This is a genomic window from Rossellomorea aquimaris (genome assembly GCF_003315075.1).
Taxonomy (GTDB): domain Bacteria; phylum Bacillota; class Bacilli; order Bacillales; family Bacillaceae_B; genus Rossellomorea; species Rossellomorea aquimaris_C.
Map to the genome: position 1 here is coordinate 176,687 of NZ_QNRJ01000002.1, position 19,853 is coordinate 196,539.

Annotated in this window: 19 protein-coding genes; all 19 read right to left on the reverse strand. The window is 41.0% G+C overall.

Annotation, left to right across the window (positions count from 1 at the left end):
- Positions 1–16: 16 nt before the first annotated feature.
- The 19 genes from DET59_RS03325 to flhA all read right to left on the reverse strand — a co-directional run bounded on the left by DET59_RS03325 (position 17) and on the right by flhA (position 19,842).
- Entirely contained in the window at positions 17–1,726 is a 1,710-nt protein-coding gene (locus tag DET59_RS03325) for a proline--tRNA ligase (RefSeq protein WP_113968191.1), read from the reverse strand.
- 147 nt (positions 1,727–1,873) lie between these two features.
- Positions 1,874–3,130 carry an RIP metalloprotease RseP gene (rseP, locus tag DET59_RS03330; protein ID WP_113968192.1) on the reverse strand — a complete coding sequence of 419 codons (1,257 nt, stop codon included), beginning with the start codon at positions 3,128–3,130 and terminating at the stop codon, positions 1,874–1,876.
- Positions 3,131–3,247: 117 nt separating this feature from the next.
- Positions 3,248–4,387: a 1-deoxy-D-xylulose-5-phosphate reductoisomerase gene (gene dxr / locus DET59_RS03335; RefSeq protein WP_113968461.1), complete on the reverse strand. Its 1,140-nt coding sequence runs from the start codon at positions 4,385–4,387 to the stop codon at positions 3,248–3,250.
- A gap of 34 nt (positions 4,388–4,421) precedes the next feature.
- The gene (locus DET59_RS03340) at positions 4,422–5,207 is read right to left on the reverse strand and encodes a phosphatidate cytidylyltransferase (RefSeq protein ID WP_113968193.1); all 786 of its coding nucleotides are present in this window, start codon (positions 5,205–5,207) and stop codon (positions 4,422–4,424) included.
- Positions 5,207–5,998, reverse strand: coding sequence for an isoprenyl transferase (locus DET59_RS03345; protein ID WP_113968194.1), 792 nt, complete (start codon positions 5,996–5,998; stop codon positions 5,207–5,209). The genes DET59_RS03340 and DET59_RS03345 overlap by 1 nt, the downstream gene beginning before the upstream one ends.
- Before the next feature lie 274 nt (positions 5,999–6,272).
- Positions 6,273–6,830, reverse strand: a complete 558-nt coding sequence (gene frr, locus DET59_RS03350) for a ribosome recycling factor (protein WP_113968195.1) — start codon at positions 6,828–6,830, stop codon at positions 6,273–6,275.
- Positions 6,830–7,555, reverse strand: coding sequence for a UMP kinase (gene pyrH, locus DET59_RS03355; protein WP_113968196.1), 726 nt, complete (start codon positions 7,553–7,555; stop codon positions 6,830–6,832). Before pyrH ends, frr begins: the two co-directional genes overlap by 1 nt.
- 82 nt (positions 7,556–7,637) lie before the next feature.
- Positions 7,638–8,519 carry a translation elongation factor Ts gene (gene tsf, locus DET59_RS03360; RefSeq protein ID WP_113968197.1) on the reverse strand — a complete coding sequence of 294 codons (882 nt, stop codon included), beginning with the start codon at positions 8,517–8,519 and terminating at the stop codon, positions 7,638–7,640.
- A gap of 151 nt (positions 8,520–8,670) precedes the next feature.
- The gene (rpsB, locus tag DET59_RS03365) at positions 8,671–9,378 is read right to left on the reverse strand and encodes a 30S ribosomal protein S2 (RefSeq protein ID WP_034760179.1); all 708 of its coding nucleotides are present in this window, start codon (positions 9,376–9,378) and stop codon (positions 8,671–8,673) included.
- A gap of 158 nt (positions 9,379–9,536) precedes the next feature.
- On the reverse strand, positions 9,537–10,061 hold the full coding sequence (locus DET59_RS03370) for a hypothetical protein (protein ID WP_113968198.1): 525 nt from the start codon (positions 10,059–10,061) through the stop codon (positions 9,537–9,539).
- A 139-nt stretch (positions 10,062–10,200) separates the two neighbouring features.
- A complete protein-coding gene (locus DET59_RS03375; RefSeq protein ID WP_113968199.1) occupies positions 10,201–10,959 on the reverse strand; it encodes a FliA/WhiG family RNA polymerase sigma factor in 759 nt (252 codons plus the stop codon).
- A gap of 115 nt (positions 10,960–11,074) precedes the next feature.
- Positions 11,075–11,572 (reverse strand): chemotaxis protein CheD, encoded by a 498-nt coding sequence (locus DET59_RS03380; protein WP_113968200.1) that lies wholly within the window; start codon positions 11,570–11,572, stop codon positions 11,075–11,077.
- The gene (locus tag DET59_RS03385) at positions 11,569–12,204 is read right to left on the reverse strand and encodes a chemotaxis protein CheC (protein WP_113968201.1); all 636 of its coding nucleotides are present in this window, start codon (positions 12,202–12,204) and stop codon (positions 11,569–11,571) included. The genes DET59_RS03380 and DET59_RS03385 overlap by 4 nt, the downstream gene beginning before the upstream one ends.
- 15 nt (positions 12,205–12,219) lie before the next feature.
- Entirely contained in the window at positions 12,220–12,666 is a 447-nt protein-coding gene (locus DET59_RS03390; RefSeq protein ID WP_113968202.1) for a chemotaxis protein CheW, read from the reverse strand.
- Between the two features lie 12 nt (positions 12,667–12,678).
- Entirely contained in the window at positions 12,679–14,703 is a 2,025-nt protein-coding gene (locus DET59_RS03395) for a chemotaxis protein CheA (RefSeq protein ID WP_113968203.1), read from the reverse strand.
- Positions 14,704–14,718: 15 nt separating this feature from the next.
- Positions 14,719–15,801, reverse strand: coding sequence for a protein-glutamate methylesterase/protein-glutamine glutaminase (locus DET59_RS03400; protein WP_113968204.1), 1,083 nt, complete (start codon positions 15,799–15,801; stop codon positions 14,719–14,721).
- Between the two features lie 9 nt (positions 15,802–15,810).
- A complete protein-coding gene (locus DET59_RS03405; protein WP_113968205.1) occupies positions 15,811–16,671 on the reverse strand; it encodes a MinD/ParA family protein in 861 nt (286 codons plus the stop codon).
- Positions 16,652–17,809 carry a flagellar biosynthesis GTPase FlhF gene (gene flhF, locus DET59_RS03410; protein ID WP_113968206.1) on the reverse strand — a complete coding sequence of 386 codons (1,158 nt, stop codon included), beginning with the start codon at positions 17,807–17,809 and terminating at the stop codon, positions 16,652–16,654. The genes DET59_RS03405 and flhF overlap by 20 nt, the downstream gene beginning before the upstream one ends.
- Positions 17,806–19,842: a flagellar biosynthesis protein FlhA gene (gene flhA / locus DET59_RS03415; protein WP_113968207.1), complete on the reverse strand. Its 2,037-nt coding sequence runs from the start codon at positions 19,840–19,842 to the stop codon at positions 17,806–17,808. The genes flhF and flhA overlap by 4 nt, the downstream gene beginning before the upstream one ends.
- Between the last annotated feature and the right edge of the window lie 11 nt (positions 19,843–19,853).

Here is a 19,853-nt window from a genome sequence, read left to right on the forward strand (position 1 = left end):
TCGAGCCCTTTTCTTTTTAAGAAAGAGTCTTGTATAGTTCTTGGAGTTTTGGTAGAAGGTCGTCCTTATGAACTTCCAGCATCTCACCTGTTCTTCTTACTTTCACTTCAACGATGCCTTCCCCTGCTTTCTTTCCGACCGTTATACGAATCGGAAGTCCAATCAGATCAGAGTCAGCGAATTTAACGCCTGGACGCTCAGCACGATCATCCATTAATACATCATAACGATTTTCTATAAATGTGTCATATAGTTCGTTAGCAAGTGTAGCCTGTGATTCATCCTTCATATTAATCGGTATTAAATGAAGGTCATATGGTGAAAGATTCGTTGGCCAAACCAGACCATTGTCATCATTAAATTGCTCTGCAACTGCTGCAAGGGTACGAGAGACACCTATTCCGTAACAACCCATGATGATCGACTGAGATCGGCCATTTTCATCCAAGAATGAGCTGCCTAATGCGTCTGAATATCTTGTCCCCAGTTTGAATACATGTCCGACTTCAATTCCTTTTGCGAAAACGATCGTACCATTTCCGTCAGGAGAGGGGTCACCTTCTTGAATGAAGCGAAGATCTGCGTACTGAGAAACCTCAAAATCACGTTCAGGGTTCACGTTTGTGAAATGGTAGCCTGCTTCGTTTGCTCCTGATACACCATTTCGAATGTATTTAACTGCTTGATCAGCAACGATTTTCACGTCTTTATCTAATGAACAAGGGCCAATTGATCCGATTTCACATCCGATGATCTCTTTCGTTTCTTCGGCTGATGCCAATTCAACTACACTTGCATTTAGAAGGTTCTTCACTTTGATATCGTTAATATCGTGATCACCACGGGATAATACCAGTACATAATCATCATCTACCTTAAATAGTAGCGACTTCACACATTGAGCTTTCTCGATAGATAGAAAAGAGGAAACTTCTTCAATCGATTTACTCTCTGGTGTTGATACCTTTTCTAATTCAAGCATATCTTCAGACGATTGAGTATAGGAATCCACTACCTCAGCCATTTCGATATTCGCTGCATAACCGGATTGATCGGAGTATGCAATCGTATCTTCGCCGACCTCAGATAACACCATGAATTCATGTGTATCCTTACCACCCATTGCTCCAGAGTCAGCGATAACTGCTCTGAAATTGAGCCCGCATCGGTTGAATATATTTGAATACGCCTCAAATAATGCATTGTATGTTTCGTCCAGGCTTTCAGAAGAAGAATGGAATGAATAGGCATCCTTCATAATGAATTCCCTTCCTCTGAGGAGCCCAAAACGCGGACGCTTTTCATCACGGTATTTCGTTTGAATTTGATACATCGTGAGGGGTAGACGTTTATATGATTTAATTTCGTCCCTTACTAAACTTGTAATCACTTCCTCGTGTGTTGCTCCAAGGGCAAATTCACGATCATGGCGATCATGCATTCTCATTAATTCAGGGCCATACGTTCCCCAGCGTCCCGATTCTTTCCAGAGCTCGGAAGGTTGCAGGGCAGGCATGAGCATTTCAACAGCACCTGCTGCATCTAATTCTTCACGAACTATCTCTTCCACTTTCTTTAATACTTTATTTCCTAATGGCAAAAAGCTATAAATACCACTTGCATTTTGTCTTATGAATCCTGCCCTCAAGAGAAGCTGATGACTCTTAATTTCTGCATCAGCTGGTGTTTCTCTTAAAGTAGGGATGAATGTATTACGCTGCTTCATCTATTAGCACCTCAGTTACCATATATATTATTTATGTAATGTGTGAATTTCCTTGTCACTATTTTATCTTAAATCAACAGGCAGTGACACCCTCATTTTTTGATTCTGGAGGGAGAAACTGCCTGTTCAAGATTGATACATCATATTTTATAAGAAAAATCGTTGAATGTCGTTCCATGTAACAACGAGCATGAGAACCATAAGAAGAGCAAACCCGACAAAATGGACCATTCCTTCCATTTGGCGATCCACCGGTTTTCCTCTTACCGCTTCAACTGCGAAGAACAGGAGTCTTCCTCCATCAAGGGCAGGAATTGGCAGAAGGTTCATAATTCCCAGGTTGATACTTAAGATGGCTGCCCATCTCATCAGGTAGAATATACCTGATTTAGCCACAACATCCGTTGACTGATAGATTCCGACTGGTCCTGATAAGGCATCGATCGAGAACTCACCGGACACAAGCTTCCCTAATAGAACAAAAATCATTTTGGTCCATTCATACGTTTGCTGTGCACTATTGGTCACGACTTTGAGAGGCGACTTTTCAACAGGACTATGAACACCAATGATCCCTATTTCTTCCCCTTCTATTTCTTGAGGTTTTGGGGTGACTGGAATCTCTGTGTTTGAGCCATTACGATCAACATTAAACCGCAGCTCATCCCCTGGGTGCTTCTGTATGATGGTGACAATATCATCCCAGGTCGAAATCTCTTTACCGTCTATACTTAAGATCACGTCATTTTTCTGAAGACCGGCTTCTTTTGCCGCTCCATCTTCTGTGAGTTCTCCAAGTACAGGATCATTCGTAGGAACCCCTTGTAATAAACCTACAAGGATGAAAATGAAGAAGGCTAATATAAAGTTAAATAGAGGTCCGGCAAAAATGGCCATCGCCCGTTGGGGTAGTGACTTAGATGCAAATTGTCGATCCCAGGGAGCGATTTGTGTCTCGACACCATCTTCAATGAATACAGCGTCCCTGGAGATCAAAAAGGTTTTCAGTTCCTCCCCGTCTTCTTCGTATCCACGAATATGCAGTCTGTGCTCTAAATCCGCTTCTTCTACCTCAATGACACGAATGTTCGGATAGCGATCTTTGTTATTTAAGACAATTTTTTTTATTTTTTCATCGTGATCGAGTACAAGACCAACCCGGTGCCCGGCCTTTAGCTCAACCATTTCCGGATCTTCCCCGGCCATTCGGACAAAGCCCCCAAGAGGCAATAAGCGAATCGTATAGGTTGTTTCATCCTTTTTGTATGAAAACACTTTAGGACCAAACCCTATTGCGAATTCACGGCATAAAATCCCTGCACGCTTCGCGAAAATTAAATGTCCAAGCTCATGAAAAAATACTAAAGCTCCAAAAATAACAACAAAGGCAATCACCGTTTGCAAATAAAAAACCACCTTTTTTATAACCTGTTGGTAACAGATCTAAATGTTTGAAGTAAGCGTAGGAAACATGTCCACTATCATACTACGTTATAGAACATGTAAACATGCCCAAGTACTCTACAACCAGCTTGAAACAAGTTGTCGAGTCTGTTGATCGATCTCATGTATGGTTTCAAGATCTGGTCTATGTATCACTTGATGAGTAGACATAGCCTTCTCAATATACGCTTCAATGTCCAGGAAAGATATCTTGTTTTCCAGGAACATGGAAACTGCCGCTTCATTTGCAGCATTAAGTACCGTCGTCATACTGCCGCCGATCCTTCCTGCTTCATAGGCAAAAGCAAGACAGCGGAAACGATTTAAATCCATCTCTTCAAAATGAAGCTTACCCATTTCGACTAAATCCAATCTCTTACCTGGTCTAATAAGTCTGTCGGGATAGGTTAAAGCATATTGAATCGGAACACGCATATCAGGCGTACCTAATTGAGCCATCACAGATGAATCATGGAATTGAATCATGGAGTGGATAATGCTCTCTCTATGCTGCACCACCTCAATTTGGTCATAAGGAATATCAAATAACCAATGTGCTTCGATGACCTCTAACCCTTTGTTCATCATTGAAGCAGAGTCGATGGTAATCTTTGCTCCCATTGACCAGTTAGGATGATTCAAGGCTTCTGTTACTGTGACACCCACTAAATCTTCTCTTGACCGGTCCCTGAAGCTGCCTCCGGATGCTGTAATGATCAGTTTTTCAATATTCTTTTCTTGTTCTCCCTGCAGCGCTTGGAAAATGGCAGAATGCTCACTATCAACCGGCAGTAAAGTAGTATTCTTTTTACGGGCAGCCTCCATCACCAGATGTCCAGCCGTTACAAGCGTTTCCTTATTGGCAATCGCAATCATTTTCCCTGCTTCGATGGCTTGTAATGTGGGGTGAAGCCCCACGCTTCCCAGCACTGCGTTGACGAGTACGTCCGCATCCTGATGGCAAGCCACTTCCACCAAGCCTTCTTCCCCATAAAGAACCTTTACGGAAGACCATTCTTTCTTTAGTAATTCAGCATCCTCTTTGCGTTGTACAGAAATCAATTGAGGACTGAATTCCATAATCATTTTTCTGGCTTCTTCTATATTTCTGCCAACAGACATAGCTGTCAGTTTGAATTCCTCAGGATTCTCACGGATTACATCAAGGGTTTGTGTCCCTATAGAACCGGTAGCTCCCAATAAGCTAATCTTTTTCAACAACTACACTCCTCCCGCTAGAAACCTTCTACCCCTATAAAAGAAAGTGAAGAAGGGGAAACACAAATAATAAACTATCAAAACGATCCAGCATTCCACCATGTCCAGGTAATAAGTGCCCGGAATCTTTTACTTTGTAATGTCTTTTCAAAGCTGATTCGACCAGGTCTCCAACTTGTCCAAAGACAGATAGAATAGCCGTCACGATCATAAGTTTAGGAATGGACATATCAAGGTCTGTGAAAAACGTCATGATAACTCCAACTACGATGGCACAAATGATCCCGCCAACAAAACCTTCGATGGTTTTGTTCGGACTGATTTGTGGCCATAGCTTCTTTTTCCCCATTGCTTTTCCGATGAAATAAGCTCCTGAGTCTGTGGCCCATATGATAAATAAAGCGTAGAAAACAAACTGTACTCCTTCATCCAAACGGATCTCCATGAAGTAATAGAAACCAATTCCTACATATAAAATGCTTAACAGAGCAAATGACACATCATCGAATGTATACCGATTCTTAGTTGCCACTGTATATGTTAAGAAGAGCAGCACGGCAAGAAAAGCCATTTCGATCTTGGAATAGCCAAAGTCTGCTAAGATCCCGATAGCATCGGTTGGGATCAAAAATACCCATAAAAGGGCCAAAGATAATAACCCGGGAATGGTAAAAATCCATTGCCCTCTCATCTTTAATGCTTCGTATAAACTGATGGAAGCAATAAGATACATTAAAATAATAAATGGAGTTTCACCAAAAATGATGATTGGCAAAAATATCGCTGCAGCTATTACTGCTGTAATAATTCTTTGTTTCATTAGGATTCCTCGCTTTGTAACCCACCAAATCTTCTTGAACGACCTTGATATGCTTCAATTGCTTCTATTAAATGTTCCTTGCCAAAATCAGGCCACAGTACGTCTGTAAAAAAGAACTCTGTATAAGCTAATTGCCAAAGCATAAAGTTACTCAAGCGGATTTCTCCACTCGTTCGAATAAGCAGGTCTGGATCTTTTAAATCTTTCGTCATCAAGTAACTTGAAAACACTTCTTCATTCAATTCGTTCTCATCTAGTATTCCATTCTGAACATCTTTTAAGACATGCTTCATAGAATCAATAATTTCAGAGCGGCTGCCATAATTTAAAGCAAAGTTTAATATCAGACCGTCATTATTCTCCGTCGCTTCCATCGCCTTAGTGACGGCTCTCTTAGTGTGTGTCGGCAAGGCATCCGGAGAACCCATCATTTTCACCTGAACGTTTTCTTCTACTAATTCAGGTAGAAAGGTACCTAAAAATTCTTCTGGCAACTTCATTAGAAACTCAACTTCCATTTTTGGACGTTTCCAATTCTCAGTTGAGAAAGCATATAGAGTTAAAGCTTCTACACCTAATTCGTTTGCCAATTTGGTTATTCTTCTCACACATTTCATGCCTTCATGATGTCCAGCGACTCTAGGCAAGGCTCTTTTTTTTGCCCACCGTCCATTACCATCCATAATTATAGCTATATGACCCGGAATCGGGTGTTTGACTAATTCTTGAAATCGATCATCCACTTCTTCCGAAGTTTGCTGTCTTTTCCATTGCTTAAGCTTGTTTAGCATAAAAATCCTCCACCAACAATCCAAAAAATATTTACCTATACTATCATATCAAAAAACAAGGAAGATATCTTCAAGAAAATAGATTATGTACATCTATATGTATTTTGAACGTTAAACGTTGTCTTCTCTCAATACGATAAAATCATGCAATCAGAGAAATGGAGAAGCCGGCTATCATCATAAACACTCTAAACAAGCATAAAACAAAGGGACCGGCCCATAAGGAATATGAGTTCACTTATAGGTCAGCCCCTTAGGATTAGAATATGATTAATTATACTTCTAACATTTCTTGTTCTTTGTCTTTTGCAATAGCATCAATCTTGACAATGCTTTCATCTGTTGCTTTCTGAACATCATCAGAGTATCCACGAAGGTCATCTTCTGTAATGTCCCCGCTTTTCTCTTTCTTCTTAAGTTCATCATTTGCATCACGACGAATATTGCGAATCGCCACTTTTGCATCTTCAGCTTCTCGTTTCACAAGCTTCACAAGTTCTTTACGACGTTCTTCCGTCAATGCTGGAACAACGATCCGGATAATGTTACCGTCACTTGTAGGTGTAATTCCCAAGTCTGATTTCAATATCGCCTTTTCAATATCGCCTAAAGCTGATTTATCATAAGGCTGGATGACTAACATACGAGCCTCCGGAATTGAAATACCTGCTAATTGGTTAACAGGTGTCGGTGCACCATAGTAATCAACGGTAATCTTATCAAGTAGAGATGCGTTTGCTCTTCCTGCACGGATGCTTGCTAACTCACGAGAAAATGTTTGAATAGCTTTTGTCATTCTTTCTTTTGCGTTTGTTATGATCGTATTTGGCATTATTCTCTCCCCCTAACGATTGTACCTATATTCTCACCTGTGATGGCTCTCTTAATATTCCCATCCTCCATAATAGAGAATACAATAAGTGGAATATCATTGTCCATACAAAGAGAAGAAGCTGTTGAATCCATTACAGCCAAACCTTCTTTCAGAACATCTAAATAGGAAAGTTCTTCATATTTAACAGCCGTCTCGTCCTTCTTAGGATCTGCTGAATATACACCATCTACGTTGTTTTTAGCCATCAGGATGACCTCTGCTTCGATTTCAGCTGCTCGAAGTGCCGCAGTAGTGTCAGTTGAGAAGTAAGGATTTCCCGTACCTGCTGCAAAAATCACAACACGTTTCTTCTCTAAGTGACGGATGGCTCTGCGTCTGATATATGGCTCTGCCACTTGACGCATATCAATTGAAGTTTGAACTCTGGTTTCGATGCCAATTTGCTCAAGGCTGTCTTGAAGAGCCAAAGAATTCATAACGGTAGCCAGCATCCCCATATAATCAGCAGATGCACGATCCATACCCATCTCACTACCTATCTTACCACGCCAGATATTACCTCCGCCAACGACAACTGCAACTTCAACATCAAGTTCAGCAATTTCTTTTACTTCTTCTGCTACATTTTTAATGACAGAAGGGTTTATTCCGAAGCCATCATCACCTGCTAATGCTTCTCCACTAAGTTTCAGAACGACACGTTTGTATTTTGGAACGCTCATGGGAACCTCCATAAAAATAGAATTTTTCTTGAAAAATAGGGAACACGCTAAGTGTTCCCTACTAAGAATTGTTTAGCTTTTATTATTTCTTAACTTGACTCATTACCTCTTCAGCAAAGTTGTCTTGACGTTTTTCAAGACCTTCCCCTACTTCGTAACGGGTGAAATCAGTTAAAGTAGCTTTATTCGCTTCAAGGTATTGACGTACCTTTTGATCTGGATTCTTAACGAATGTCTGATCCAGGATACAGATATCTTCGAAGTATTTCCCAAGGCGGCCTTCAACCATTTTTTCTACGATGTTTTCAGGCTTTCCTTCATTTAATGCTTGTTGCTTAAGTACTTCACGCTCACGTTCTACTTCTTCAGCAGAAACCTGGTCACGGGATACATACTTAGGATTTAATGCTGCAGCATGCATAGCAACGTCTTTCGCTACATTAGCATCAGTCGTACCTTCTACTACAGTCAGAACAGCAATACGGCCACCCATGTGCAGGTATTCACCGAATGCAGCGTTATCACCTTTAGTACGGATTTCAAAACGACGCAGAGTGATTTTTTCTCCGATTTTAGCGATAGCGGCATTGATGAATTCACTTACAGTTGAACCATTTGCCATTTTTTGATCTAGAGCTTCTTCAACAGAAGCCGGTTTGTTAGCTAGTAAGTGATCAGCTAGTTCTTTAACAAGGCTTTGGAAGTTTTCGTTTTTCGCAACGAAATCAGTTTCTGCATTCACTTCGAAAATGATAGCAGTATTCCCTTCGCTTGCAATGTAAGTAGTACCTTCAGCTGCAATACGATCAGCTTTCTTAGCTGCTTTCGCAATTCCTTTTTCACGTAGGAAGTCAATTGCTTTGTCCATATCTCCGTCAGTTTCTGTTAACGCTTTTTTACAATCCATCATTCCAGCGCCAGTTTTTTCACGAAGTTCTTTAACCATTTGTGCAGTAATTGCCATAGTGGGTTTCCTCCTTAGTTTGACTATGTAGACTTTTATCACCGTTTGGCGAAAGTCATAAAATGTACTGCCTCTATAGTAGAGTACAGTAGATGTGAATACTCTTTAAAAAAAGGTGATAAGGGTAAGCCCTCTTATCACCTTTCATTCATTACTCAGCTGCTACAGCTGCTTCTTCACCTTGCTTAGCTTCTAAAATAGCGTCAGCCATTTTACCTGTAAGAAGCTTAACCGCACGGATTGCATCGTCATTCGCAGGAATGACAACATCGATTTCATCCGGATCACAGTTAGTATCAACGATACCCACGATAGGGATATGAAGTTTACGTGCTTCTGCTACAGCGATACGCTCTTTACGAGGGTCGATGATGAATAATGCATCAGGTAGCGTGTTCATATCTTTGATTCCGCCTAGGAATTTAACTAAGCGTTCATGTTCTTTTTTAAGTTGTACTACTTCTTTCTTCGGAAGCACTTCAAACGTTCCGTCTTCTTCCATCTTCTCGATGTTTTTAAGACGAGTGATACGTTTTTGGATCGTTTCGAAGTTCGTTAGTGTTCCACCTAACCAACGTTGGTTGATGTAGTACATACCAGCACGTTCTGCTTCTTCTTTAACAGACTCTTGTGCTTGTTTTTTTGTTCCAACGAAAAGAACTTTACCGCCGTTACCAGCTAATTCTTTCACGAAGTTATAAGCTTCTTCAACCTTTTTAACTGTTTTTTGAAGGTCGATGATGTAGATGCCGTTACGCTCAGTGAAGATGTATCTCTTCATTTTTGGGTTCCAACGGCGTGTTTGGTGTCCGAAATGTACACCAGCTTCTAGCAATTGTTTCATAGAAATTACTGACATGTGTGTTTCCTCCTAAATGGTTTTTGTTTTCTCCTCCGTTTCCGTCATCTTGTAGTAGAAACTATTCGGTTGAATAGCACCATCCACCTCAATCGAGAAACGTGTGTAATAACACCATGAATACTATAGCATACCTATTCCAACCAATCAAGACATTCCTACATAATTTGACGGAATTTTAGCAGGAGCTCTATTTCCGTTTTCCCTTTTCCGACAGTTTGAGCTATTTCCTCGATGGTCTTCCCTTCTTTTTCAAGTGAGAGAACCTCTTGGATAAGGGGATCGTCGTTGGTTTTTACTGTTGGTTTCACTTCCAACTTATTTTCGACAGCTCCCCTTTGCGGTGTTGGTGTTTGCTGATAGGCCTTTGAAGCCTGCTTATATCCTGCTCCCGACCATTTGGGATTGGTTTGAAGCGGGGAACTGTTTCCATTTTCAACTTCCGTTTTGTCAGTAATACTTGTTTGACTTTTAGCATGATGATTAAAAGTCCTAATGAACTCTTCATTCTCTTCTTTCATTTCTATCAAATAAGTAGAAATGACTTCTTCGAGTTCCATGATCATTTTCTTTTGTTCTTTTTCCATGTTAAGAAAACGATTTTGCCTTGAGTATAAAAGGACGATCGCAAGCAAGGAGACGATATTAAGAAGAAAAGATATAAAAAGCAGGAATGTTACCATGTCATCACCTTAATTTAGTTTGATTTTAGTATTTCTTCATTTATAAAAGGACTGCTCCATTAACCGTATTTCTTGGGAACAGTCCATCAATATCTATGGTTTGGGCTTATTGTGTGCACCGATAATCAATAGCATTGGTTCATGAGCCTAATAAATTGCGCAGTTTAAAAATGGCCTTGGAATGTATTTGTGAAATTCGTGAGGTTGACAGTTTCATGACTTCCCCGATTTCCGTCAAAGTTAATTCCTCTTTATAAAATAAGCTTAACACAAGCTGTTCTTTATCAGAAAGCGTAAGAATCGTTTTCTCTAACTCTGTTACCCTTTCACCTTTCAGCACTTCTTCCTCAGGTGTGATCGTCTTAACATCTTTAATAGAATAGCTTTGAGAGTCATGATCTTCATCGGTTAGTTGCTCATCCATGGAAAGGACATTGGCAAAGAAATGTTCATTGGTGGTTTGATATACTTCCTCAGGAGCCATCTCTAATGAGGCTGCTACTTCCTCGGCGGTCACGTGGCGTAATAAAATTTGTTCCAGTTCTACTGTTTTGGCTTCGATTTTTTTCGCCCTGTCTCTTGTTGATCTTGGTAGCCAGTCTTCTTTTCTCAGTCCGTCGAGAATGGCTCCCCGGACTCTGAACGAAGCATATGTATCGAATTTCAGATCTCTTGTTGGATCAAACTTCTGAAGTGCATCCAGTAAACCCATCAACCCAAGACTCTTTATATCTTCTCTCGAGACGTTTCTTGGCAGCCCAACGGAAATTCTCTGAACATGATACGACACAAGGGGCATGTATTTCTTCACTAGCATGTCACCTGCCTGGGTATCACGACTGTTAATCCATTTCTCCCAATAAAGTTGTTCATCTGTTCGAGGGGGTTGCTGAGACATAAGAATCCTCCTTGCTTACTATTTTCTTCCTTGAAATTTGCATTAAGGTATAGAACTCCATGGTATGAGAAAACGAGTGGATCTTTCCTGTTACTCCTTGAAACTCTTCATTGACTCATAATTCTCTTGTTCCTTCATTTACCGTGCGAACATGAAGGATCCCGGTCGACGTGAAGAATTCGATGGTTCTCCCTTTATTACCACCCAAATCCTCTGCAACAATTGGAACTCGATGCTTCAAGAGTGCCTCTTTGACCGCTTCAGCATTCCTTGGGCCAATTCTCATCACATCGCTTTTTGATTTGAATTGAAACATTTGAGCACCGCCAGCCATTTTGCACTTAAGTCTCTCAACTTTCGCACCCCGTTCTCCCAGTTGTCGGATGAGTTCATCTATTCCAGTGTCTGCATATTTAGCTAATTTCATGGAAGGCTCTTTCCCTAACGATGAATGAGGGAGCATGACGTGGACCATACCAGCCAATTTGATAAGCTCATCGTATAATACCACCCCAATGCAAGAACCTAAGCCCGATGTACGAATTGAACTTCCCTTACTAACGATATTCATATCTGCAATCCCCACCCTTACCACTGTGTTCACTTCAATCATAGCTTCACACCGAGGGATTGGAAGATGATTTCAAATGAATCGGGATCCGGTAAGAGGAAGAAGTGACCTTTCACACTTTCCGATTCCTCAAATTCTTCTTCTTTTAAGGCTGTATCTATGACAATCGCATAATCACTTACCTGAGAAATTTCCAGTAAACCGAAACCGATAATGGCACCAGCCATATCTACAGATAAAGCGGGAACAGATGGTAACAGCTTAAGACTCGTAAAGTCGGATAAGGAAGACAAATAAGAACCTGAGAGAATATTCCCCAACTCTTGCATGGCAGATAAACCTAATTCCGAATACGGTGGTTCACTAAAGGAAAACGATCGATCCTGTATCATTGTTCGAATATAAGTAGAAGCTTGTTCAAGAGGCAATAAAAAAAACATACTTCCCGGTGCATCCCCTTCAATTCTTAAGAACACACTTACGACAATATTATCCGGTCCTCCTGCCATGTCCATCATTTCATCGAATGTAACAACCTGGACACTGGGTACCTTCATGTCAATTTTCTTATCCAGAAGAGTAGAGAGGGCAGTTGCTGCATGCCCCGCTCCAATATTCCCGATTTCTTTCAAAATATCTAAGTGCATTGACGATATTTTCTTCTCATAACCCATTCGTATCTGTTCTCCTTAGATGGATTGCAGTATTTTGTCTAAATGAAGTAGAATCAATAATCGTTTATTTTGCTTTACTACTCCACCAATGTACTCTGCTTCTACTACCCCGACAACCTCCGGTGAAGGTTCAATCGTTTCTCTCTCTACATCCAACACATCATTTGCCGCATCGACGATCAATCCTACTTCTTTATCATCTAAACCTACGATAATCACGCGGGTGCTCTCGGTTGGCACAGATGAGGGTAAATCGAACCGGCTTCTTAAATCGATGATGGGGGTTACGACACCACGTAAATTTATTACACCTTTAACATAGGAAGGCGTTCTAGGCACTCTCGTTATATGCTGCGGCTTCTCAATTGATCTGACCTGATCGACAGGAATGGCATATTCCTTATCCACCAATTGGAATACGATCAACTTTAGGTCTTCCGTCGTCTCTGACACTACACTCATTTCCCTTACCTCCTATTTAATCAATGCATTGCAATCAACAATCAGTGCTACCTGCCCATCACCCAATATGGTTGCACCTGAAATGGCAAATACATCATTAAGATAATTCCCTAAAGATTTCAGCACGATTTCCTGTTGACCAATGAATGAATCCACTACTAAACCTGCCATTTTTTCTCCTTTGCGGACAACTACGACAGAATAATGCTCTTCATCCTTTGAATCTTTAGGAACTTCGAATACATCCTCCAGGAATAACAAAGGAACCACCTTGCCTCTGAAATCTATCACTCTTTGATTATGTGCATTCATGATCTCTTCTTTTTTGACTATGGCCGTCTCGATAATGGAAGAAAGGGGGATTGCATATTTCTCAGCTTCAATTTCAACAAGCATGACAGAAATAATCGATAAGGTTAATGGCAATTGAATAGAAAACAATGATCCTTGGCCAGCACTGGAGTCGATTGTAATGGCACCACCTAATGACTCGATCGTCGCTTTAACTACATCCAATCCAACACCTCTACCAGAGATGTCTGAGATTTGGTCAGCTGTTGAAAAACCTGACGCCAGGATAAGTTCATAGATTTGTCGATCGGATAAGGTTTGCGCCACTTCTTCTGATACAATTCCTTTTTGAATCGCTTTCTCCATCACTCGCTGTTTATTAATACCTGCACCATCATCTTCAAGTTCAATAAATACATGATTTCCGCTATGATAGGCTTTCAGCTTGACTGTCCCTTGCTCAGGCTTACCATTTTTCGAGCGAATCTCAGGCATTTCAATTCCGTGATCCAGGGCATTACGAATTAAGTGGACGAGTGGATCTCCGATTTCATCGATCACCGTCCGATCAAGTTCTGTCTCTGCCCCTATGATTTCTAATTCAATTTTCTTATTTAAATCTCTTGCAAGCTGTCTTACCATGCGGGGAAAGCGGTTAAATACCGTTTCCACAGGAACCATCCGCATAGTGAGGATGATGCTTTGTAAGTCTCCGGAAATCCGTGTCATTCTTTCAACCGTTTCATTTAATTCCGGATTATTTAAATCTTTTGAGATTTGTTCCAATCTGCCTCTATCTATGACAAGTTCTTCAAAAAGGTTCATCAGTACATCCAGTCGCTCAATGTTTACACGTATCGTTTTGCTCGATGGATTCGATTGTTTCGAATTTTTATTTGTTTCTTTAGGTATCATGTCTTCCTGTTCGCTTACAACTGCTACTGGTGACTGTTCCTCCACTGCATTCAGTTCTTCATTATGAATATGTTGTGAGGTCAGTTCCATTAACGTGACTCCTTCAACCTCAGAGACGTTACGTATACTCTTTTCTATGTCACATGCATCCTCTTTTGACACAACAGCTATAACAAAGGATTGGTCGAACTGTTCTTCTTCCAGCTGATCGACAGTAGGGAAAGACTTAATGACTTCTCCTAGTTTTTCCAACACTTCAAAAACCATATAGACTCTTGCTGCTTTTAACAGACAGTCATCCCGCAAGGAAACGGTAATTTCAAAGCATCGGAAACCCTGCTCGTAGGATTGCTGAATAACGGTTTGTTCAAATGCCTCGTACTTCATGGACAATGTATGTATTTCAGGCGCTATGGTTGCGGCAGCTTCATTACTTGCCGATTGTAAACTTTCACCCTTTTCTATTGCTTGGAGGAGGGTGACTACTTCTGTCACGTCCCGTTTCCCATCTCCCCCGTCCGCGATAGAAAAGACCATTGCTTCCAGGTCATCAACGGATTTAAACACTACATCCAATATCTCTGGTGTCACTTTAATTTTTTCATTACGTATAGCATCCAGAACATTCTCCATTTTATGGGTAAGGTTTGCTAAATCTTCATACCCCATCGTTGCAGACATTCCTTTTAACGTGTGAGCTGAACGAAAAATTTCATTAACAATCGCCAGGTTTTCAGGGTTCTTCTCCAATTCCAGTAATTGCTCATTACAGGTTTGTAGATTTTCCTTACTCTCTTCTATAAAAACTTCTAAATATTGACTCAATTCCATGTGCTCCACACCTCTCTACAACATGTACTTCATAATAGATTGAGAAATATCCTCGATATGTTCCACGCTGTCCACTAAATTTGTAGCGATAGCCGATTTCGGCATTCCAAACACAATACAAGTCTCTTTTGATTCCGCAATGGCCCTCACTTCGCCTGTTTCTTTCAGCTTGATCAATCCTTCAGAGCCATCGGAGCCCATCCCTGTCATTATGACAGCTATTTTCCCATGATTCCGAAGCAGGCTTGCGGATTCGAACAATACGTCTACGGAAGGTCTGTGACCATTTCGTGGTGCTTCTTCCTTTGGTAATTCAAAGGCTAAATGTGCTCCATGCTCGACCACTTTTGTATGAAAACCACCCGGTGCGATATATGCTGTTCCTTTTTGAAGGATTTCTTCATGCTCCGCTTCCTTCACTTTAATGGCGGATTGACCATCTAACCGGTTGGCCAGTGAGTTGGTAAAGCCCGGTGGCATATGCTGAACCACTACCACTGGTGCATCCAGTTGAGGAGATAATTCTGTCAGCACCTGCTGTAAAGCACGCGGACCTCCTGTTGATGTTCCTATAAGGATCAATTTCGGTGAATCACTGGTCCATTTAAGGTCAGAGGGTAACGTTGGTACAGCTCCTTTAGCAGGTTCACCTGAATGTACCGACTCTGTCCTTTTTCGAAAAGCGCTGGTTATTTTCGTCATGTTCACCTTGCTTGCCGATATTACTTTCTCAACCATTTCATCTTGAACTTTATGAAGGTCCAAGGAAATGGTTCCTGAAGGTTTCGCGATAAAATCAACAGCTCCAAGCTCCATGGCTTTGACGGTCTCCTCCGCCCCCTCTTTGGTTGTAGATGAGAGCATCACAACAGGTAACGGACATTCCCCCATGATTCTCCTTAAGGCTTCTATTCCATTCATCTTTGGCATTTCCACGTCAAGGGTCACGACGTCGGGACGGAGTTTTTTAATTTTTGAAATCGCGTCTTCACCATTTCTGGCAATTCCTATCACTTCTAGCTGTTTGGAGGCTGTTAGAAAATCACCAATAAGTTTTCTCATAAATGCTGAATCATCTACAACTAGAACTTTTTTCATTCAGGAATTTTACCTCCCAAAAAATAAATTTCTCATACTCTTTAAAAAACCTGTCTCATTACTCACTGGTCGAAAAGGTCCCCCGACAATTTGATGCAACATCGTACGAAGACTTAAGGTCATGGCTGAAGCAGGGTATCCGACGACTATGGGCCTTTGATGAATGACCGCCTTCCTGACCGTTGAATCTTCAGGTAAGACCCCTAAAGAAACGATCTCCTTATGAAGGAATTTCCTCACCGTTTCTTGTAATCTCGTAATCGTTTCAAGACCTTCCTTCTTGAATTCAGCACGATTACATATTAGATAGAACGGTTTCTCTTGATCCCTCATATAAATATATTTGATCATGGAGTAAGCATCTGTAATCGAGGTAGGTTCAGGCGTCGTGACAACAATGATTTCATCCATCGCCAAGAGAAATTCCAATGTTTCTTTCGTAGCTCCTGCACCCATATCAAAAAGAATGTAATCATACTTTTGAACTATATGTTCCATCACTTCAAAGAACCGTTCTATCTGCTTCTCTTGCCACTCCACGATATTCTTAAGACCATTCCCCCCACTTATGTAAGAGATACCATGAACATTTTCACATATAATTGTGTCGATATCTAGTTCTTTTTCCTCAATATAATCCATGATTGAGTAAGAATGATGACTTCCTAGTAAAATATGAATATTTCCCATGCCGATATCCAGGTCAACTAATAATACTTTCTTATTTTCTTTACCAAGCAAAACAGAAAGGTTAGTGGAGATATTCGATTTTCCAACACCACCCTTTCCGCTTACTATTGCAATCGTTTTAGCGGGGGAAGAGTCGCCATTGACCATTTTCCGCCTTAGGTTATATGCTTGATCTCTCATATCGAAATCCTTTCATTAGTAAATGACCTATTTCTTCCACATTCACCTCGGTAATATCCTCCGGTACATCCTGACCGATCGTTACATAAGATGCACCGATTTTCACCTCTGTCATCATATTGATCATAGAACCGTAACTGGATGTTTCATCTAGTTTCGTGAAAATGAACCGATCAATGTCAATAGAAGAAAACTGTGAAATGATTTCCTCCATATCCCTCTCCTTACTCGTCAGGGATAGAACCAGAAACGTCTCCATCTGGTGGTCAAAGTCAATAATACCCCGCAAATCCTCTACATATTTCTTTTCTCTGAAATTCCTGCCTGCAGTATCAATGAAAACATGGTCGTAGTCCTGGAATTTATCGATTGCTTTTTTAAAATCTTCTATTTTATAGACTACTTCTACTGGAACATTCAACAAACCTGCATATGTCTTTAGTTGCTCGATCGCTGCAATACGATACGTATCCGTCGTGATGAAAGCTATTTTCATCCGTTTCTCTATGACTGCTTCAGCCGCCATTTTCGCTAGAGTAGTTGTTTTCCCCACACCCGTTGGACCTATCACGTTAATGTATTTCTTCTTGTAACTCATACCACCCAAAGCGATTCCTTTCAGAAGACCATCCAGAAAATGTTTGACTTCCTGTTTGGCCCATTCATTTCGATTGTTCCCTGGAAGAAATCCACTCTTGATTCTCTCTTCCAGATAGTCCCCCAACCGGAAGAGAGTAGTATCACTAATGTCATGATTTTTGAGAAATAGCAAGATTTCTTGAACATCGTCAGCGAATTTCTCGAATTGATTTTTTGATTTAATAGTAGAAATCATTTGTTTTAGTTCTTTTAATTCTGACTCTACCGATTTATCAGGAACTTCGTATTTTTTTTCGGGTGGAGAAGGATGAGGGATTGGTGCAGATTTCGCTTTCATTCTACTCATCTCTATCTTTTCACTTTCAACCTCTGGATCAATGGCTGCAATGACTTCAATCATTTTCTTTTTGAATAACCCCATGAAACCACCCGTATATGCTACTTTAGAGTTTAGTATGACGGCATCATCCCCTAATTCAGCTCTGACCTTTTTCATTGCCTCATTCATGGAAGGTGCTGCATATTTCTTTACTTTCATCCGAGATTCACCACCCCTAAACTTTGTACTTCTACATTTGCTTCCAATTCGTTATATGAAATGATCGGTACTTGTGGAAAATATCTTTCTGTTAATTGTCTTACGTACATTCTCACAGCAGGGGAACACAGAATAATCGGTGACTCCTCCATAAGGGACAACTGTTCCACTTGAGATGCGACTGCCTCCAGGATTCCTTGAGAATCATTTGGATCCATGGATAAATAATTTCCATGTTCCGTTTGTTGAATGGCGTCGGCAATCAATTTTTCAACCTTTCCTGCCATAGTCACAACCTTTAAGGAAGCATCTCCTTGAACATATTGACTGGTAATTTGTCTAGCCAATGATTGCCTGACATATTCAGCTAAAAGATCTGTATCTGAACTCATTTTGGCATAGTCAGCAAGTGTTTCAAAAATAATCGGCAAGTTTCTGATAGACACATTTTCCTTTAACAACTTGGCTAATACTTTTTGTACTTCACCTACTGTTAAAGGATTCGGTGTCACTTCTTCCACTAATATCGGGTAGGATTCCTGCAGGTGATCAATGAGCTGTTTCGTCTCCTGCCTGCCCAGTAGCTCATGAGCATTTGTTTTAATCATTTCGGTTATGTGGGTTGACACCACTGACGGCGGATCCACAACCGTATATCCGAATATTTCTGCCTGCTCTTTCATTTCTTCTGAAATCCATTTAGCCGGAAGACCGAATGATGGCTCGATTGTATCAATTCCCTCAATGGAATCATCCTCCACACCTGGACTCATGGCTAAATAATGATCAAGCAAAAGCTCTCCACGGGCCATCTCATTGCCTTTAATTTTCAATCGGTATTCATTCGGTTGAAGTTGTATATTGTCCCGGATCCTCACTACAGGTATGACCAGCCCCAGCTCTATCGCTAATTGACGTCGTATCATTACAATCCGGTCAAGGAGATCTCCTCCCTGATTCGTATCGGCAAGGGGAATCAGACCATATCCGAACTCAAATTCAATGGGATCGACATTCAGTAAGTTCACGACGCTCTCCGGACTTTTCATTTCGTCCTGCTCTACTTCTTCTTCCATTTCCATCATGTCAGATTCAGTTTCCTTAGGTGATCGTGAAAGCATGAAGGCTCCTATCCCCATAAGGGCTGCCACTGGAATAGTTAAGATATCATTAATAGGAGTTGCCACACCCAGCATGAAGATCGTGAAGGCAGCTACATACAGCATCGCAGGATAAGCCAGTAACTGATTCATGATATCCTGTCCCAGATTCCCTTCAGATGCGGCTCTGGTTACCACGATGCCCGTGGCTGTTGAAATCAATAGGGCAGGAATCTGGCTGACGATTCCGTCTCCGACTGTAAGTAAGGAATAACGGGTTGCCGCTTCGGCGATAGGCAGCCCTTGCTGTGTCATGCCGATAATAATACCGAAGATTAAATTAATCATGACAATGACAATTCCGGCTATGGCATCTCCCTTAACAAACTTAGATGCCCCGTCCATGGCACCATAGAAATCTGCTTCCCGACCTACTTTTTCCCGGCGATTTCTGGCATCATGCTCTGAAATCATCCCGGCATTCAAATCGGCATCTATACTCATCTGCTTACCGGGCATCGCGTCAAGTGTAAATCTTGCCGCAACCTCTGACACACGCTCAGACCCTTTTGTTATGACAATAAATTGGATCACGATGAGGATGATGAATACTACGAGACCGACGAGAATATTACCTCCTACAACGAATGTTCCAAAGGTTTCCACAACGTCCCCTGCTTCACCTTTACTAAGGATCGATCTCGTTGTGGAAACATTTAGACCTAATCGAAAAAGTGTTAACAATAATAATAGGGAAGGAAATATAGAAAACTGCAATGGTTCATTCATATTCATCGTGGTTAGGAGTACAAGGAGTGCAAGTGAAATATTAACGATGATCAATAAGCTTAATAACCAGGATGGGAACGGGATGATAAGCATGGCAACGATTAATATGACACTGGCTAGTACGGATAAATCTCTTGCTGACATTGTTTCTCTCC

Excerpts from the sequence above, each read along its gene's own strand:
- DET59_RS03400 (WP_113968204.1), bottom strand. The coding sequence starts at position 15,801 with ATGAAAAAAGTTCTAGTTGTAGATGATTCAGCATTTATGAGAAAACTT.
- DET59_RS03395 (WP_113968203.1), bottom strand. The coding sequence starts at position 14,703 with ATGGAATTGAGTCAATATTTAGAAGTTTTTATAGAAGAGAGTAAGGAA.
- DET59_RS03405 (WP_113968205.1), bottom strand. The coding sequence starts at position 16,671 with ATGAGAGATCAAGCATATAACCTAAGGCGGAAAATGGTCAATGGCGAC.
- DET59_RS03385 (WP_113968201.1), bottom strand. The coding sequence starts at position 12,204 with ATGGGTTATGAGAAGAAAATATCGTCAATGCACTTAGATATTTTGAAA.
- DET59_RS03375 (WP_113968199.1), bottom strand. The coding sequence starts at position 10,959 with ATGTCTCAGCAACCCCCTCGAACAGATGAACAACTTTATTGGGAGAAA.
- DET59_RS03380 (WP_113968200.1), bottom strand. The coding sequence starts at position 11,572 with ATGATTGAAGTGAACACAGTGGTAAGGGTGGGGATTGCAGATATGAAT.
- pyrH (WP_113968196.1), bottom strand. The coding sequence starts at position 7,555 with ATGAGCGTTCCAAAATACAAACGTGTCGTTCTGAAACTTAGTGGAGAA.
- DET59_RS03340 (WP_113968193.1), bottom strand. The coding sequence starts at position 5,207 with ATGAAACAAAGAATTATTACAGCAGTAATAGCTGCAGCGATATTTTTG.
- flhF (WP_113968206.1), bottom strand. The coding sequence starts at position 17,809 with ATGAAAGTAAAGAAATATGCAGCACCTTCCATGAATGAGGCAATGAAA.
- DET59_RS03325 (WP_113968191.1), bottom strand. The coding sequence starts at position 1,726 with ATGAAGCAGCGTAATACATTCATCCCTACTTTAAGAGAAACACCAGCT.
- DET59_RS03390 (WP_113968202.1), bottom strand. The coding sequence starts at position 12,666 with ATGAGTGTAGTGTCAGAGACGACGGAAGACCTAAAGTTGATCGTATTC.
- frr (WP_113968195.1), bottom strand. The coding sequence starts at position 6,830 with ATGCCAAATACGATCATAACAAACGCAAAAGAAAGAATGACAAAAGCT.
- rpsB (WP_034760179.1), bottom strand. The coding sequence starts at position 9,378 with ATGTCAGTAATTTCTATGAAACAATTGCTAGAAGCTGGTGTACATTTC.
- tsf (WP_113968197.1), bottom strand. The coding sequence starts at position 8,519 with ATGGCAATTACTGCACAAATGGTTAAAGAACTTCGTGAAAAAACTGGC.
- flhA (WP_113968207.1), bottom strand. The coding sequence starts at position 19,842 with ATGTCAGCAAGAGATTTATCCGTACTAGCCAGTGTCATATTAATCGTT.
- DET59_RS03370 (WP_113968198.1), bottom strand. The coding sequence starts at position 10,061 with ATGGTAACATTCCTGCTTTTTATATCTTTTCTTCTTAATATCGTCTCC.
- DET59_RS03345 (WP_113968194.1), bottom strand. The coding sequence starts at position 5,998 with ATGCTAAACAAGCTTAAGCAATGGAAAAGACAGCAAACTTCGGAAGAA.